Below are 15,659 nucleotides of genomic sequence, written 5' to 3'. Positions count from 1 at the left end.
TCGTTCTGGAAAAATTTGCTGGCTATTGTAACGGTAAAAACGGTGAAGTTCCGCAGTCTGTCAGGCTAAACTTTGCTGGCATGAGTAATCTTGAGGTTTGCAGGCTGGTTCCAGCTTCGAATGGCACAACCCACAGGCGTAGCGTTTTTCCCCCTGAATGATTGAATTCAAAAGGGTGTTCGAGGGGGACCAGGAATCCTTCATGGCGTGGATAAATTAAAAGCATGTCCCCTGAGCCCTGCATGTGGTTCACACCATAGGCCAGCATTTGATACAAATCACTCTGTGTAAGGTTGAACTTATTGTTGTTCGTATCGATCAGCTTCCATTTCATGTCGCAAATGACGGATGACTGCTCTGGTCGGTTGCGGGGGATAAGCCAGATATCTGGTCGAAGTTGAAACATGGGTGAGGTGCCATACTGAGCAAGATAATGTGATTTTGATTGCGGCTTCACCTGCCAGTGAGTATGACAGTACTGGCGTAGCCAGGCGGTGACAAAAGCTTCAAATACCGCTTCCATTGGAAACAAAAGAGATATGGCTTCTGCATGGCCTTGCATACAATGCGGCGAGTTGCCTTGCAGAATCAGCTTTGCCCAATTTAGTGGTGATTCGTAATACTGCATATGACGATCCAGATGAACCTGCCTGAAGGCGATATCAACATTATCGACTTTAGGTATGGTATCAAATAGTTCCTGCAGGCGGTTTAGAGCCTGCAGAAGCAATGGATTAGTTGTGTAACCGTAAACTTTATCAATGGCGGTTTTTAACAATCGGTTTTCTGGTCGCTCGATACGATACTCGTCATATTCGACATAGAAGCGATCGCGATGAACGCTATTTTTTTTGAGTTGTTCGCTAGTTAACAGTTTACCTCTCAACCATGGAAGGTTGTCCCGTTGACGCAAGTAATCATATTTTAATCCCCTGCGAACGATAGTCTCCATGCTCGTGACAAACTGTTGGATGAAAATATCCATTAATGTCATCCTTGACGTCATGATATTTGCTGTTGTAGTTGCCATATGGCGAAAGCTATTAAGCGTTTCAAGCATCATCAACAACCGCCGACGGGCATGAGATTTGTCATCTCGCAACTTACCAGTTTTCGGCAAAATTTCGATAAGCCGTTGTTGAGGAAGGGCAATAACACCTACATAATTTTTCACCTGTATCACTTTGACGCCGCCAATGGCACGTAGGGATAATAAACGTTCCTCCTCACTTTCTTTATCTCTAAGGCAGCGTTGTTCTAACCAGCGAAACGAAGCTGCAGGTAGTGATTCAGCATCAGCCAACTTTCCGTGGTCCTCTTCACTGATAAGATAACCATACTCAAAAATAGTGTGGATACTGCCAGCCATTAGCTTTGTACCGTTGTAGTTGTATTGGGAGCGTAGATTTGTTGATATGCCAACGGATTATCCCAGACCTGATCGTCATCCTTGCATAACTGATAGCTAATACCGGCTTCCTGAAGATCATCAAGAGCGGTTTGCCCGAAAAGCGTTGCCAGATCGCTCTGATTTTCTACTGAACGAACAAAATGTAGCGATTCCTCTTTTTTTTGATTATCCCCAAGCACCAGGCGAATTTTCTGCCAGTCGTTATAAAAATACTCCTCCAGCAGTGGGAGTATTTTATTCTTCATCACTCGTTTTAATTTCTTAAGCGCTTCAGCTGGGTTATCTTTCTCTTGTACAACCGGCATAAAAAAAGCGTGTCCGAGAGTGTGTTCGCTGTCATAAAGTGCCTGAATTCGTGCATTTAGCGTAGTGAGTAATTTTTTAAGATCAACGCCATGGATGAATGTATCGCTTAGAAGCGATACGTCAGGCATGAGAGGTTGAAATTCGAAACGGCGGCGTAGGGCGGTATCTAAGGCAGTCAGCGAACGATCCGCGGTGTTCATAGTACCTATGATGTAAAGATTACTAGGGACTGAAAATGGCTGCGATGAGTAAGGAAGGCTCACGCTTAGTGCTTCACTTTCTCCTGCGCGTTTTGAGGTTTCAATCAACGTAATGAGCTCGCCAAATATTTTTGAAATATTGCCACGATTAATTTCATCAATGATCAAGACGTAATTTTGTTTTTTCTTTATCTGTTGCTTTCCTGGTGTTTCTGGGAGATGCCATTCTTTGATCAAATACTGAAGAATACCGCGGACATAGGAAATATTATAAATATTTTCTTTCTCCCCCTGATAAAGGCGACGAATATTTTCAATCGATGCCGGATATCCTTTGTCCAGTTGTTCATTTTTCGATTGCGAAGGAAATACTCGAAAAGTATTGTTATTGGCGTATGTGACTCTAAAATCACTACCGTTGGTCGTCTTTAAAACAATGACGTCTTTTTCCGCACACTGCGTTTTGAACTTCTCTATAGCATCATCAAGCGCTAATTGCGCCCCCGCGTTACCGAAAGCAGCATCTTCGCAAATTTGTTTAAAGACACCGGGTTTTATATCATAGCGAACATTGCCATCATCATTGGTTTCGGCTCTAAGTCCCTCAATGAACTCCTCGTAGCCAAAACTTTGATGGAACGTGATGAAGCGTATACGTTTTTCGGCGATAAGTGCGTCATACATGCTTTTAATCTCAGCACGACGTTCGATTTTTTCTTTTCCTTCAAGGCGAGCATAGGCTTGTGGCTCACAAGCACGTACGGCAATTTCGATGGTTTTGTAAGTCTTTCCGGTGCCCGGTGGACCGTAGAGAATGAGGTTTTTGGCAGGAAGGATGTCGTTCGGTTCATCACCGCGATCATCATCGCTTGAGATAGAAGATTCTATGTTCTCTGAGCTATTACTATCTTCTTCAATTTCAGATGCATAAAGATGCCAGAGGCACATATTGAGTTCAATATCTTCTGGTTCGTTACTAACGTAACGATGAAATGTTTCTTTAAGGGCCAGATTAAGCTTGAACCATTTTGATGGAGACCATTCACCATCTTTAGGCAAATTCAGTTGGAAGCGGTTGTTGCAGTAGTTATAAACACGGAAGAAGGCCCCCTCATTGATAATGCTGGTTATTTGCGAGGGATAGAAGGCTGCAAAGGTACGGCTGCACAATGCTCGGTAAAACTTCTTCAGCTTTCCTTGCTCTTTAAGAGACTGTAAGCGTTGATGCGCCAGTTCAAAAACCTCAAGTGTACAACCAGAGGCAATGAGTCTGGTGAGAGCACGGAGATCATCTTTAGTTTGAAGGAATTCTTCATGGGACATCCCGCCTTGTCGCAGACTGGCAACCCTGTTGTCGCGTGTATACCAAAGATCCATGATAGTTTGATCGGTGAAATCTGGGTTTTCACGCTGAACTCGCCCAAAAAGTTCCCGATATCCAGGCCCCCACTCGGCGTTTTTTTTGTTATTGTCCAGAGCGAATTGCCTGAAGAAAGGGGCTAGTGATTGCGGATCTTGTACCATTTGATGGGCTCCCTGATATCAATACTATTTATCATAGTTATATGTTATATCAAAAAAATCACTGTATTGTGTGAAATATTTTTCAAATATATGAAATTTTAAAATATTTTTTCGTTAAATGATAAATATATCAAGTAGAATGTTTGGGGCGATTCTATAATCAGTTACCTTCATAAGGTGAATAATATGCGAGATTTTAATTCCGGCAATATCAATGGTGATGTCACTATTAACGATCATTCGAATCAGCATGCATCTAAGTTGTTGATTTATTGTGATAACGATGAGTTGATTTCAGAGGAGCAACATCGACTAAAAGTTTTGCGAAAAGAGAGAAAAAGAAAATCAACTATTTTCTTGAAGATTCTGGCCGGATGCGGCCTGCTAATGCTATTTGCTGGGGATGGTATTTTATTCATGGTCAATGGGATCTTGTCTCTGGTTTGACCGGATTAGCTGGCGGGGTTTTCAGTCTTACCGCTATTTGTAGTTCAAATACACCAACTCCTTTTGAGAAAAGACAGCTGGATGCTTTGCGGGAAATTAATCTCATTCTTAGAGAAAGAGATTTCAGATAGCCGGGAACTCTTAATAACTATAAATTTGATTTATCGAAGGGGGGAGTAGGAGAAAATAAATAAATCTTTCGCGTAGATGCATGACATCGTTAAAATGCTGCGGTCTGTTTAATTTTTTAAAGTGGATATGAGGACAGCAGCATAAATGACTCAGACGCTGGAAAGTGGACGAACTGTAAAATCCGGAGGCGGTGCTTGCGCACCTGTCCGGGCTACCGGCCCGCAGACGGCGGGGAACCGGTAGCACCGGCCAGCGCAGACTCACCCCGGCGCCCACTCCATCGCCACCTTCACCGCCATTCCCAGCTGCACCATCACCTCTTTATGTTTATCTGTCGGCGGCAGGGCGCAGTTGATCCTTAAGCAGTTGCGGTATTTCCCCGAAGCGGAGAACAGCGATCCCGGCGCGACCTGGATCTTCAGGCGGCACAGCTGCTTCGCGACGCAGACCATATCCACCTGCTCCGGCAGCTCGACCCACAGCATAAAGCCGCCTTTCGGGCGGGTAACGCAGATCCCGCAGGGGAAAAACTCCCGCAGCCAGCAGGTGTAAATTTCCATATTACGCTGATAGATCTGCCGCATCCGCCGCACGTGGCGGTGATAGTGGCCTTCGCGAATAAAGTTACAGGCCGCCAGTTGGGTGGAGGGAACGTTGGTGCCGCTGGCGGCATATTTCATCTGCAGCAGGCGATCGTAATAACGGCCGGGGGCAATCCAGCCGATGCGCAGGCCGGGAGCGATGGTTTTAGTAAACGAACTGCAGAGCATCACCCGGCCGTCGATATCCCAGGAATGGATGGTGCGCGGGCGCGGGTATTCGGTCGCCAGCTCGCCGTAGATATCATCCTCAAAGATAACGATGTCGTGGCGCTGGGCGAGGCACAGCGCCGCCCGCTTGCGGGCATCCGGCATGATAAATCCCAGCGGATTATTGCAGTTGGGGACCAGGATCACCCCTTTGATCGGCCATTGGTCGAGCGCCAGCTCTAACGCCTCGATGCTGATCCCGGTTTCCGGATCGGTGGGGATCTCGATGGTTTTTAGCCCTAATCCGCGCAGCATCTGCATGGTGCCGTAGTAGCAAGGGGATTCGACGGCGACGATATCGCCGGGCTGGCACACCGACAGCAGCGCCAGCGACAGCGCGCTGTGGCAGCCGCTGGTGAGCACCAGATCGTTGGCGGTGACCACCGATCCGCCGTCGAGCATCAGGCGGGCGATCTGTTCGCGCAGCTCGCGACGCCCGGCCAGCTCGTCGTAGTTCAGCACTTCGCTAAGGTTGTGCTGAATTGCCCGGCTCAGCTCGCGCCAGATAGGCTTCAGGCTTGGCTGAGTGACGTCCGGCGAGCCGCCGCCGAAGGGGATAATCGATTTATCGTGGCGGGCGTCGAGCATGGTCAGCACCTGATCCCACTGGGTGATCTCGACGGGACGCTGGACCGGACGCGACATCGGCGGTACCGGCGGCTGGGCTTTACGCGGAGCCACGAAATAGCCGGATCGCGGCTGCGGCACGATCAGCTGCTGCTGTTCCAGCGTCTGGTAGGCCTGCTGAACGGTGCTGATGCTGACGCCGTGTTCCTGGCTCAGGCTGCGTACCGACGGCAGCTTTTCGCCGGGGCGATACAGCCCTTGTTCGATGCGTTCTGCCAGCAGGCTGGCCAGATGTTGATAGCGGGTCATGCTGTATCCTTGATCGTCGCCATACAGATCAATAAACCAGTACAGATTGGCGGTAAAAATGAGGTCTGCTGTACGTTTTAGCGAATCTGTATGTTAAAGAAAAGTATTTTGTGAATCTGTATTGTTTGGCCGCGGATCCGTGAAGATAAAGCCTCTGGCAAGGTGAGGAGGTAGAGGATGGAATTTCACGAGAATCGGGCAAGACAGCCGTTTATCGGCTTCGTATTTCTGGCGCGGATAATCAAAAAATGGTGGCTTCGTGAACAAACGCGCAGAACATTGCAGCGTATGAGCGACGAACAGCTAAAAGATGTCGGGCTGCGTCGGGATCAGATCAATTAAAAAGTGCGATTTGTTACCCGGTATTTTCCCGGAGGCGGCGCTTGACGCGCCTGTCCGGGCTACCAGACCGTGCAGAGTTGTTGCCCCGGAGGCGGCGCTTGACGCGCCTGTCCGGGCTACCAGACCGCGCAGAGCTGTAGCCCCGGTAAGCGCAAGCGCGACCGGGGATTTCCCGGGAGGTGGCGCTTGACGCGCCTGTCCGGGCGACCAGACCGTGCAGAGCTGTTGCCCCGGTAAGCGTAAGCGCGGACGGGGATTTCCCCGGAGGCGGCGCTTGACGCGCCTGTCCGGGCTACCAGACCGCGCAGAGCCGTAGCCCCGGTAAGCGCAAGCGCGACCGGGGATTTCCCCGGAAGCGGCGCTTGACGCGCCTGTCCGGGCGACCAGACCGCGCAGAGCTGTAGCCCCGGTAAGCGCAAGCGCGACCGGGGATTTTCCCGGAGGCGGCGCTTGACGCGCCTGTCCGGGCTACCAGACCACGCAGAGCCGTAGCCCTGGTAAGCGCAACCGGGGATTTCCCCGGAGGCGGCGCTTGACGCGCCTGTCCGGGCGACCAGACCGTGCAGAGCTGTAGCCCCGGTAAGCGCAAGCGCGACCGGGATTTCCCCGGAGGCGGCGCTTGACGCGCCTGGCCGGGCGACCAGACCGTGCAGAACCGTAGCCCCGGTAAGCGTGAGCGCGACCGGGGATAATACATTCACAGAATTTATCAATTCATGCTTATCCACTCTTCGTTTCTTGATACTTACCGTGATAAGTATTATTTTCCTCACCGTTAAGTGAGGAAAAAAGATGACCGAAGACGACCTGTTTGCCCGCCGCCCGATGGGGATGCGCATGGCGATGGTGGTGCGCCAGTGGCGCGCGATTATTGATTCTGCCATTACCGACACCGGCCTGACCCAGTCAAGCTGGACGGTGCTAATGCAGCTGCATCAGCTGGGGGATAACGTCTCGGTCAGCGAGCTGGCGGAGGTGCAGGGCATTGAACTGCCGCCGCTGATGCGCACCCTCACGCAGCTGGAAAAGCAGGGCTATCTGCTGCGTTCTACATCGCCTTATGACAAACGCATACGCCTGCTGACGCTGACGGCGGAAGGCCGCGCTATTCTGGAGAAGCTGAACCGCGTGATTGAGACCTATCAACAGCGCGTCACCGAAACTATCCCTGAAGCGCAGCTCGCCGCCTTTAGCGCCACGTTAAATCAAATCGCCTGCAATCTGCGGACTATCCGCGAAGAAGATAACAAGATCTAAAACACTATGATGACCCCTGAACAGAAATTTGCCCGCTGGGTAAGGGTGAGTATTGCCGCCTTCCTGGCCATATTCGCCTGGTTTATCGTTGCCGATATCTGGATCCCGCTCACGCCGGACTCCACCGTGATGCGCGTGGTCACGCCGGTCTCGTCGCGCGTCTCCGGCTATGTCTCCCATGTCTATGTGCACAACAACAGCCAGGTGAAGAAGGGCGACCTGCTCTATGAACTGGATCCGACGCCGTTTATCAATAAAGTGGAAGCGGCGCAGATCGCCCTTGAACAGGCGAAGCTGAGCAACCAGCAGCTGGACGCGCAGATCGCCTCTGCCCGCGCCAACCTGCGCACCGCCCAGTACACCGCGCGCAACGATAAGGTGACCTTCGAGCGCTACCAGCGCCTGAGCACCATGCAGAACGTTTCCCAGTCGGATCTGGATAAAGTGCGCACCACCTGGCAGACCAGCGAGCAGTCGGTCAGCGCGCTCAACGCCAGTATCCAGAATCTGCTGATCCAGCGCGGCGAGCGCGACGATGGGCGCAACGTCACGCTGCAGAAGTACCGCAATGCGCTGGAAGAGGCGCAGCTTAACCTCGGCTGGACGAAGGTCCGCGCGGAGACTGACGGGATGGTGAGCAATCTGCAGCTTAACCCCGGTCTGTACGCCACCGCCGCCACGCCGCTGCTGGCGCTGGTGAGCAATCAGACCGATATCGTCGCCGATTTCCGCGAGAAGAGCCTGCGCCACACCGGCGTCAACACCGATGCCGCGGTGGTGTTTGATGCGCTGCCGGGGAAAGTCTTCCCGGCGCACGTCACCAGCAGCGATGCCGGTATTCTGGCCGGCCAGGAAGAGGTCAATGGCCAGCTATCGCAGCCGGAGCAGTCCACCCGCTGGGTGCGCGACGCGCAGCGCATGCGCATTCACGTCGCCCTGGACGAACCGCTGGATAAGCCGCTGCCCACCGGCGCCCGCGCGACGGTACAGCTCTATAACAGCGATGGTCCGTTCGCCCGTACCTTCGCCGGCGCGCAGATCCATCTGGTGAGCTTCCTGCACTATGTCTATTAATACCCTGGCGCGGGTCTTCACCCCGCACGGCAACATCGTCTACACGGCGAACGATTTTCGCCAGACGCTGCGCATCGCCGTGGCCGGCACTATCGCACTGAGCATTTCGACCTTCTACGACGTACAGTACGGCGTCTTTTTCGTGGTTTATCCGCTGATGCTGCTGTCGCTGGTGCCGGTATTTAACCGTCACGTGGCGCGGCAGTTTGTGTTCAGCGCAGCGGTGAACTGCGTCGAAATGGTGTTAATCGTCGGCTATCTGTCGCAGTGGCCGGTGATTATGACGCTGGTGGTGTTTGGCCTGTACGTTATGCGCTTTCGCTTTATGAGCCAGGGGCCGCTGTTTCTGCTGGGGTCGATGGGCGTGGTGTGTCAAAGCACGATGCTCAACTTTATGAGCTATCCCACCAGCAACTGGCACACCCTGATGTTCTCCAATATGGAGGCCTGCGTGATGGCGGTGGCGCTCAGCGCATTGCTTAACTACTTCATCCCGGACGTTGAACCGCGCAAGCCGCCGCCGCGCATTGAAAAAGATGCTGCCCGTATTCGCCACGAATCGCTGCTCTCCGGCAGCGTGGCGACAATGATTTTTGTGATCTTTCAGGTCTGCGACCTGAGCGACTCGCTGTCGGCGCTGATGGCGGGAATTTTAATTCTGTTCCCGATGCACTATCGCGGCGCGGTGATCAGCTCGATCTGGCGCGTGGTGGGGGTGGTGCTGGCCTGCCTTTATATCCTGGTGGTGCAGCTGATTATCTACGACTTCAGCAATCATATGGTGCTGATGATGCCGCTGATTGGTCTCGGCCTGGCGTTTAGCGCCCGCCTGCACGTGATGGAGAAGGTGGGGGCCGGCGTTGGCTTCGCCAGCATTACCACCATCGGCATCATGTTCGGCCAGAACCTGCATCCGGACCAGGACCTGGTGTTCAGCGATCTGTACCGCATCACTTCCGTCACCGTGGCGCTGATCGTCACTCTGACCATGGTCTTCCTTATGCATCGGCTGCTGAACTGCTTTGCGCCAACCCGGTTCGTGGTGACCGAATAAGCTCAGGCCGCCAGCGCCCGCTGCGCGTCGCGAAAAGCGTTGTGCAGCAGCCGCCACATATGATGCGCCGCCGGGGAAAAGCGGCGGTCGGAGTTGCGTAGCAGGTGGCACTGGGCGCTGCTGGCGATGGGATGATCGATGGGGACCGCGGTCAGAATACCGTAGGCTATTGCTTCCCGGGCGGCGTATGCGGTCATAAAAGAGATCCCCAATCCCGCCTGGCTCAGGCTCATGGCGGTGGAAAAGAGGTTGCAGCGATAGGCCGGATGAAACTGCCGTCCGGCGGTTTTAAACATGGCGTTCATATGGCGCTGCAGGCCAAAGCTGTCGGTGAGCGCGATCAGGCGATATTGCGTAAGCTCATCGATGGTGACGGCGGGCAGGGCAGCGATGGGATGCTGTGGCGAGACCACGGCGCAGATAGGGCCCCACTGAAAGCTGTGGCGTTTAAGCTCCGGGTTGCCGATGGGGCCGAAGGCGACCGCCATATCCGCTTCGCCGCTGGCGATATCGTTGAGCATCTCCTGCATGCTGCCGACAATAATATCCACGAACACGTTAGGCCAGGACTGAGAAAAGGTGCTCATCACCGATTCAATAAAGGTGGTGACCAGCCCGCCGCCAATCCTCACCGAGATAGTCCCGCCGCGCATATGGCGTAAATCCTTCAGGTGACTTTCCAGCTTTTCCCGGCGCTGACGGCTTTCGTAGTAGTCCTCCGCCAGCAGACGTCCGGCTTCGGTCAGCACCACGTTTCGTCCCTGGCGTTCCAGCAGCGGCAGCTCCAGCGCCCGTTCCAGCTGCGCTATCTGGCGGCTGATGACTGACGGGTTGATGCCCAGCATATCGGCGGCCCGGCGAATGCCTCCCTGAATCCCGACTTCATACAGATAGCTCATCGGCCTCTCATGCAACATCGTTTCTCGCTCCTTTGTTGACCTGTGGTCAACAATAACACCCTTTCACAGGTATTTATCATCCCGGCAAGTTATAGATAATCGTAATTCGGACAAAAACTGACAGGGAGGAAAATTCTCATCGCTTATTCCCGGCGCGCTATTAAGGCGGCAAGGCTCGGGGAGTTGAAGAATAAGAAATGGTGATGATGCTGATTAAGGGAATATGGAAAAGCTTATCAGTGAAAATAATAAATTCGAATAACAATAAATTGACATAATTTCAAATTGCAAACAACCGCACTAACATTTCATTATGTGAGAGGACAGGGTATGAGTGAAAATAAAACGTTGGAATGTTCCTCCGACGAAACGACAAATGAGTGGAAAGTCGGGCCCGGAGCCTGGATTTCACTGATCGTCGTATTGTTAGTTTTCTCCGGGTTGCTGTTTAAGGTTGAAGGCATGGCCTGGCTGGGGGCGTTTGACTTTACCACCCTCGGCGGCGCGTTCGGCACCATGAAAACGCCGGAAACCAACACCTTTATCGGCAGCGGCGGCATCAGCGCCAAGGCCGGCTTCCTGTTTGCCCTGTCGCTGGTGCCGACGGTGATGCTGGCGCTGGGGCTGCTGGAGATATTTACCCACTACGGCGCGATCCGCGCGGCGCATAAGCTGCTGACCCCGCTGCTTCGCCCGCTGCTCGGGATCCCGGGTTATACCGGCCTGGCGCTGATTACCGACTTACAGAGTACCGATGCCGGGGCGGCGCTGACCAAAGAGCTGTATGACAGCGACAAAATAAATCGTAAGGATCTGGTTATTATGGGGGCCTGGCAATATTCCGGCGCCGGTCTGATTAATAACTACTTCTCTATTGGCTCAGCGCTTTTCGCTTCGTTAACCATTCCTATCATTATTCCGCTGCTTTTAATGTTTGTGCTGAAATTTGTCGGCGCGGCAATCACGCGTCTGGTTCTGAATACCGCTTATAAAAGGGATTTTGAAAATGAATAATTCGGCAAAAGTCGGCAGTAACCCGTTCGATATTTTCGTTATCGGCGCGCGCAAAGGATTTAATATCGCCATCAACAATCTGATGCCGAATGTATTAATGGCCTACGTGATCGCAGAAATGCTGAATTTGCTCGGCGTGATGCAGATCATCGGCCACGTCTGCGCGCCGCTGATGGGCCTGTTTGGCCTGCCGGGTGAAGCTATTACCGTATTGCTGACCTCCTGGCTTTCCGCCTCTGCGGGAACCGGCGTGGCGGTGAGCCTGTTGAGCAAAGGCACCCTCAACGTGGCGGATATCACGATTCTCATCCCGGCGATTTTCCTCATGGGTTCGCAGCTTCAGTACATGGGGCGCCTGCTCGGCGTGGCGGATGTCCCGAAAAAATATTGGCCGCTGCTGATGGCGGTGAGCATTATCAATGCCGTTATCGCCATGCTGGTCATGCGCGTGATTGCATAATAGAAGGCAAGGAGTAAGACGTGTCGCGAACTTTAGAGCATTTCAATTATCTGCATCAAATCCCTGAACTGGGCTTTGAGGAGCACAAAACGTCGGCATACATCGGCGATGCATTAGAAGCCGCGGGGTTTCAGGTTCAGCGCAACGTCGGCGGCACCACCGGCATTGTTGCGCTGCTGGATAGCGGTAAGCCGGGGCCGGTCGTGGCGCTGCGGGCGGATATGGATGCGCTGGGCCATATCATCGATGGCCGCTTAGAGGCTCGCCATACCTGTGGTCATGACGGTCACTCTTCGGTGGTGTTGACCGCCGCGGAAGAGATCCTCGCCGAAGGGCTGGTGAAGCGCGGGAAGCTGAAAATACTCTTTCAGCCCGCCGAAGAGCTGGGCACCGGGGCGATCGCGCTGACGGACGCGGGCGTGCTGGACGACGTGGAGATGCTGTTCGGCTTCCACCTCAGGCCGCTGGAGGAGTGTCCGAAGGGCAAGGCGGTGCCGGCGATGTACTACTCCGCCTCGGCGACGGTGATGGTCGATTTCCACGGCAAAGCCGCGCATGCCGCCCGGCCTCACCTGGGCGTTAACGCGCTGGATGCCGCGTCGCACGCGGTGCAGGCGGTAAACGGGATTCATCTGGCGCCTTCGCTGACCTGGAGCGCTAAAGCGACGCGCTTTCTGTGCGATGCGGGGGTAACCAACTCGGTGCCGGCGAAAGCGCACGTGTGCTGGGATCTGCGCAGCGCGGAAAATGACGGCATGGCAACGCTGAAAGAGCGGGTGGTGCGGGCGATAGAGAGCAGCGCGGCGGCTTACGGCGCCACCGTCGATATCCAGATCGTCAAGGAGATGCCCGCCGCGATTATCGACGAACAGGCTACGGCTATCGTCAGCCAGGCGATCCGGGAAACGTTTGGCGAAGCCGGCTTAACGGCGGCGAAGAGTACGCCGGGCAGCGAGGACTTTTTCCACTATCTGCGCCTGCGTCCACAGGTGAAGGGCGGGTTCTGGGGGCTGGGCTGCGACCTGCTGCCGGGGCTGCATCATCCGGAGATGCACTTCGACCGCGCCGCGCTGGCGGATGGCGTGCGGGTGTTTAAATCCTGCGTTCGCCAGCTGCTGGGCTGAGGGAACAAAGCCGGATATTGTGCTCGCTGTACGCCGCCGGGCGATGATTCGCGCCCTGGTTACGCCTGCGGCGGAAACTGAGCCAGCAGCTGATAATCATCCCCGGCGACGCGAAACAGAGCTTCCGTTTGGCCGGGGAGAATCCACTTCTGTTCTTCGCCCGGCTCACAGCTCAGATAAATGCAAAGCCCGCAGCCGCCGCGCAGCTGGCGCGGAATGTCCTTCACCCGGAAGGACGCTCCCGCCGCCTGCAGGGCTTTGCGCATCCGCACTACCCCCACCGTTGAGTGAAATAAAAACAGATATTCCGTCACCGGCGGCTCCTCTGACGTAAGCCGATCAGCGCCGCGCCGATCGCCCCGGCAAACTGCGCGTCGGGATGCGTCTGCACCGCCATACCCACGTGCCACTCCAGCCTCCGCGCGAAGGCCGCGCAGTGGCTGACGCCGCCGGTAAACAGCAGCGGCCCCTGCGCCGACAGACGGCCAATAAAATTGGCGCTGCGTCGGGCCATGGCGTTGATCACCCCGGCGAGGATCGCCTCCGGCGGCACCCCGGCCGAACGCAGGCTGATGACCTCGGATTCGGCGAATACCGTGCACATGCTGGTAATCGCATGGGGTTCAATACCGTCGGTGATGCTGTCGAGCTGCTCGACGCTGGCCCCCAGCGTACGCGAAATCACCTCCAGGAAGCGCCCGGTACCCGCCGCGCATTTATCGTTCATCAGGAAATCGGTGAGATTACCCGCTTCGTCCAGCTGGATAACCTTACTGTCCTGGCCGCCGATGTCGATGACCGTCCGGGTCTGCGGGGCCAGCAGGCGCGCGCCGAGCCCGTGGCACGAGATCTCAGTGACCTGCTTATCGGCGAAATCCACCAGCTGGCGACCGTAGCCGGTTAAGGTTAAAAAGGGGCGCTCGCTCAGGCCTGCGCGGAGCGTTTCCCACGCTTCAACGATGGCGTCGGCGGGGCGAAACGGCGTCGGGCAGAGAAAGCGGCGCTGAATCACGCCGTCTTCAAGCAGGATGCCTTTGGTGGCGGTCGATCCGGAATCAATCCCTACGGTAATGGTCACGCGCGCTCCTAAAGCATCTCGATAAAGGCCGCCACGCGGGTGCTGAGCTGGCCGATATCCGCCGTCGAATAGTCGGTCTCAATGGCGATATAGGGGATGTCGTGCTGCTGGCGCACGTGGCGTTTTATCGCCAGCGATTCCACTGCGTAGGTGTGGCAGGCCTGCAAAATGACATCCACCACGCCGTCCGCCTGATATTCATCCACCATCTGGCTGAGCAGGGACAGGCGCTGGTCGTTCGGCGAAATACAGGAGCAGCCGATGGCGAGATATTTCTCGGTCAGGGCGTCGTAAACGTCACCCGTCTCCTCCACGCAGCGCTCGGTGGCTTTCGCGCCGGTGCAGTTTTCAAAACCGACCACCCAGCCGCCGTTGTCCTCAATGGCTTTCACCACTTTTTCCGCCGCGCCGCCGATCGGGCAGCCGGTGATCAGAATACGCGGCCGCGCCTCCAGCCGTTTGCCCTCTTGCCACTGCAGGCGTACCCGATCGGCCATGTCGTTGAGCTCATCGATCAGCGCCGCTTTATCGAAGCGGAAGGTCGCGCCGTAAACCACTTTTAAGATATCGCTGCCGCTGAGCGCGGGCGGGTTGAGCTGCCCGACGCGATAAAAGTTCGCCAGCGCCCGCCGTTCGCGGTTCTTGAGGATAATCGCCTCGCGCAGGGCGGCTTCGGTAATCGGCGTACCAAAGCGATCTTCCACCACCTTCTGCAGGCGCAAAATTTCCGCTTTCCACAACGCTCGCGAGGCATCATCGCTGGCGCTGTTCGGCAGCTGCATCACGTGCACGGCTTTGAATTCGGCCATGTATTCGTACATTTTCTTTTTGCCATCGCAGGTGGTTTCGCCCACCACGAGGTCGGAAAAGTAGAAGTAGGGGCATTTGTCGGTCTTGCCAAAACCGTAGCTGCTTTTTATCAGCGGACAGAGGTTGCGCGGCAGATCCTTTTCCGCCTCTTCAATCGTCTCGTCGGAGGTGGAGCACAGCGACACCACCACCGCGCCGGCGGCCAGCGGAATTTCCTGCGGCATAAAGGTGCAGTAGGTGCCAACCAGCGGTATGTTTTGCTCTTTAAGCTCCATGACCGTGAGGAAACCCTGCTGGCGGGCTGCGGAGAAGTGGTCAAAAATGGCGGGTAGATCGGTGATAAGCGACATGGTTTTCCTTCCCCGTACACGGGAGATGATGAAAGAGGTCGCATTATAACCCTGTTTAATGTGGGTATTTATTGATCTTCCGCTAGTAGACTTTTTTCAGATCCATCTCTTCCTGAATCCGATCGCCCCACGCAAGGTGGGTGGCGATGGCCGCATCAATCCCGGCGTTATAAAACATTGGACCCAGCTCTTTCGCAATAAAGTCGACAAAGAATTCCGCGTCAAATTGCTCCAGTTCCAGCTCAAAATTCTCTTCGCAGTATTTAGACAGCTTCTCGCGCAGCAGATCGCGTTGCGGCGGGCTGAGATCGATATCGCTCATGGCGTTCCTTAATCAATATTGTTACGGTGGATCGGGGCTGCTGATTATATCCGATTGCGGAGAGTCAGTTGCGATATGGCGTGATGTTTTTGGCCGCAATAAAGGATATTGATGACCTCGCTCGGCGGAGAATTGTGACTGAGATCACAGTACTCCCGAGAAAACGAAGA

At 54.6% G+C, this 15,659-nt stretch carries 17 protein-coding genes; 8 read left to right on the top strand and 9 right to left on the bottom strand.

Going from position 1 to position 15,659, the window contains the following annotated elements; all coding sequences use genetic code 11:
- Nucleotides 1–22 precede the first annotated feature (22 nt).
- Both ACESQ2_RS25700 and ACESQ2_RS25695 read right to left on the bottom strand, forming a co-directional pair.
- Nucleotides 23–1,369 (bottom strand): McrC family protein, encoded by a 1,347-nt coding sequence (locus tag ACESQ2_RS25700; protein ID WP_373171533.1) that lies wholly within the window; start codon nucleotides 1,367–1,369, stop codon nucleotides 23–25.
- On the bottom strand, nucleotides 1,369–3,441 hold the full coding sequence (locus ACESQ2_RS25695) for an McrB family protein (RefSeq protein WP_286114891.1): 2,073 nt from the start codon (nucleotides 3,439–3,441) through the stop codon (nucleotides 1,369–1,371). The genes ACESQ2_RS25700 and ACESQ2_RS25695 overlap by 1 nt, the downstream gene beginning before the upstream one ends.
- Before the next feature lie 186 nt (nucleotides 3,442–3,627).
- On the opposite strand from ACESQ2_RS25695, the gene ACESQ2_RS25690 reads away from it, so the two are divergent.
- Nucleotides 3,628–3,888: a hypothetical protein gene (locus ACESQ2_RS25690; RefSeq protein WP_373171532.1), complete on the top strand. Its 261-nt coding sequence runs from the start codon at nucleotides 3,628–3,630 to the stop codon at nucleotides 3,886–3,888.
- Nucleotides 3,889–4,280: 392 nt separating this feature from the next.
- Here ACESQ2_RS25690 and ACESQ2_RS25685 read toward each other — a convergent pair whose 3' ends face one another.
- Nucleotides 4,281–5,705, bottom strand: a complete 1,425-nt coding sequence (locus ACESQ2_RS25685; RefSeq protein ID WP_025108159.1) for a PLP-dependent aminotransferase family protein — start codon at nucleotides 5,703–5,705, stop codon at nucleotides 4,281–4,283.
- Between the two features lie 177 nt (nucleotides 5,706–5,882).
- On the opposite strand from ACESQ2_RS25685, the gene ACESQ2_RS25680 reads away from it, so the two are divergent.
- On the top strand, nucleotides 5,883–6,047 hold the full coding sequence (locus tag ACESQ2_RS25680) for a DUF1127 domain-containing protein (RefSeq protein ID WP_004098259.1): 165 nt from the start codon (nucleotides 5,883–5,885) through the stop codon (nucleotides 6,045–6,047).
- A 116-nt stretch (nucleotides 6,048–6,163) separates the two neighbouring features.
- Here ACESQ2_RS25680 and ACESQ2_RS25675 read toward each other — a convergent pair whose 3' ends face one another.
- Nucleotides 6,164–6,748, bottom strand: a complete 585-nt coding sequence (locus ACESQ2_RS25675; RefSeq protein ID WP_373171531.1) for a hypothetical protein — start codon at nucleotides 6,746–6,748, stop codon at nucleotides 6,164–6,166.
- Between the two features lie 91 nt (nucleotides 6,749–6,839).
- On the opposite strand from ACESQ2_RS25675, the gene ACESQ2_RS25670 reads away from it, so the two are divergent.
- The 3 genes from ACESQ2_RS25670 to ACESQ2_RS25660 are packed head-to-tail and all read left to right on the top strand — an operon-like array spanning nucleotide 6,840 to nucleotide 9,432.
- Nucleotides 6,840–7,304, top strand: coding sequence for a MarR family winged helix-turn-helix transcriptional regulator (locus ACESQ2_RS25670; RefSeq protein ID WP_014227766.1), 465 nt, complete (start codon nucleotides 6,840–6,842; stop codon nucleotides 7,302–7,304).
- Nucleotides 7,305–7,310: 6 nt separating this feature from the next.
- Complete coding sequence (locus tag ACESQ2_RS25665) at nucleotides 7,311–8,378, top strand: HlyD family secretion protein (RefSeq protein WP_032693019.1); 1,068 nt, start codon at nucleotides 7,311–7,313, stop codon at nucleotides 8,376–8,378.
- Nucleotides 8,368–9,432 (top strand): DUF2955 domain-containing protein, encoded by a 1,065-nt coding sequence (locus ACESQ2_RS25660; RefSeq protein WP_004098265.1) that lies wholly within the window; start codon nucleotides 8,368–8,370, stop codon nucleotides 9,430–9,432. Before ACESQ2_RS25665 ends, ACESQ2_RS25660 begins: the two co-directional genes overlap by 11 nt.
- A 2-nt stretch (nucleotides 9,433–9,434) precedes the next feature.
- Here ACESQ2_RS25660 and ACESQ2_RS25655 read toward each other — a convergent pair whose 3' ends face one another.
- Entirely contained in the window at nucleotides 9,435–10,349 is a 915-nt protein-coding gene (locus ACESQ2_RS25655) for a LysR substrate-binding domain-containing protein (RefSeq protein ID WP_046877819.1), read from the bottom strand.
- Between the two features lie 312 nt (nucleotides 10,350–10,661).
- Between ACESQ2_RS25655 and ACESQ2_RS25650 the strand changes: the two genes are divergently transcribed.
- From ACESQ2_RS25650 to ACESQ2_RS25640, 3 genes are read left to right on the top strand one after another with little or no spacing between them, the layout of a single operon-like run.
- Nucleotides 10,662–11,345 (top strand): nucleoside recognition domain-containing protein, encoded by a 684-nt coding sequence (locus ACESQ2_RS25650; RefSeq protein WP_014227768.1) that lies wholly within the window; start codon nucleotides 10,662–10,664, stop codon nucleotides 11,343–11,345.
- Nucleotides 11,338–11,805 (top strand): YjiG family protein, encoded by a 468-nt coding sequence (locus ACESQ2_RS25645; protein ID WP_004128539.1) that lies wholly within the window; start codon nucleotides 11,338–11,340, stop codon nucleotides 11,803–11,805. Before ACESQ2_RS25650 ends, ACESQ2_RS25645 begins: the two co-directional genes overlap by 8 nt.
- 20 nt (nucleotides 11,806–11,825) lie before the next feature.
- Entirely contained in the window at nucleotides 11,826–12,929 is a 1,104-nt protein-coding gene (locus tag ACESQ2_RS25640) for a M20 peptidase aminoacylase family protein (RefSeq protein ID WP_254539707.1), read from the top strand.
- A gap of 59 nt (nucleotides 12,930–12,988) precedes the next feature.
- Here the strand turns inward: ACESQ2_RS25640 and ACESQ2_RS25635 are convergent, their stop codons facing one another.
- From ACESQ2_RS25635 to ACESQ2_RS25620, 4 genes are all read right to left on the bottom strand, one after another.
- Nucleotides 12,989–13,243: a DUF3343 domain-containing protein gene (locus ACESQ2_RS25635; protein ID WP_014227770.1), complete on the bottom strand. Its 255-nt coding sequence runs from the start codon at nucleotides 13,241–13,243 to the stop codon at nucleotides 12,989–12,991.
- Nucleotides 13,240–14,007: a putative 2-hydroxyacyl-CoA dehydratase activator YjiL gene (yjiL, locus tag ACESQ2_RS25630; RefSeq protein ID WP_102803610.1), complete on the bottom strand. Its 768-nt coding sequence runs from the start codon at nucleotides 14,005–14,007 to the stop codon at nucleotides 13,240–13,242. Before yjiL ends, ACESQ2_RS25635 begins: the two co-directional genes overlap by 4 nt.
- An 8-nt stretch (nucleotides 14,008–14,015) precedes the next feature.
- Nucleotides 14,016–15,167 (bottom strand): double-cubane-cluster-containing anaerobic reductase, encoded by a 1,152-nt coding sequence (locus ACESQ2_RS25625; RefSeq protein ID WP_048262610.1) that lies wholly within the window; start codon nucleotides 15,165–15,167, stop codon nucleotides 14,016–14,018.
- An 82-nt stretch (nucleotides 15,168–15,249) separates the two neighbouring features.
- Nucleotides 15,250–15,489: a DUF2164 domain-containing protein gene (locus tag ACESQ2_RS25620; protein ID WP_009652824.1), complete on the bottom strand. Its 240-nt coding sequence runs from the start codon at nucleotides 15,487–15,489 to the stop codon at nucleotides 15,250–15,252.
- Nucleotides 15,490–15,659 lie beyond the last annotated feature (170 nt).

It is taken from the genome of Klebsiella sp. Q11, from assembly GCF_964241505.1.
Classification (GTDB): Bacteria; Pseudomonadota; Gammaproteobacteria; order Enterobacterales; family Enterobacteriaceae; genus Klebsiella; species Klebsiella michiganensis.
The sequence above is the reverse complement of the archived record's forward strand: the minus strand, read 5'-3'. Positions and strand labels throughout refer to the sequence as shown.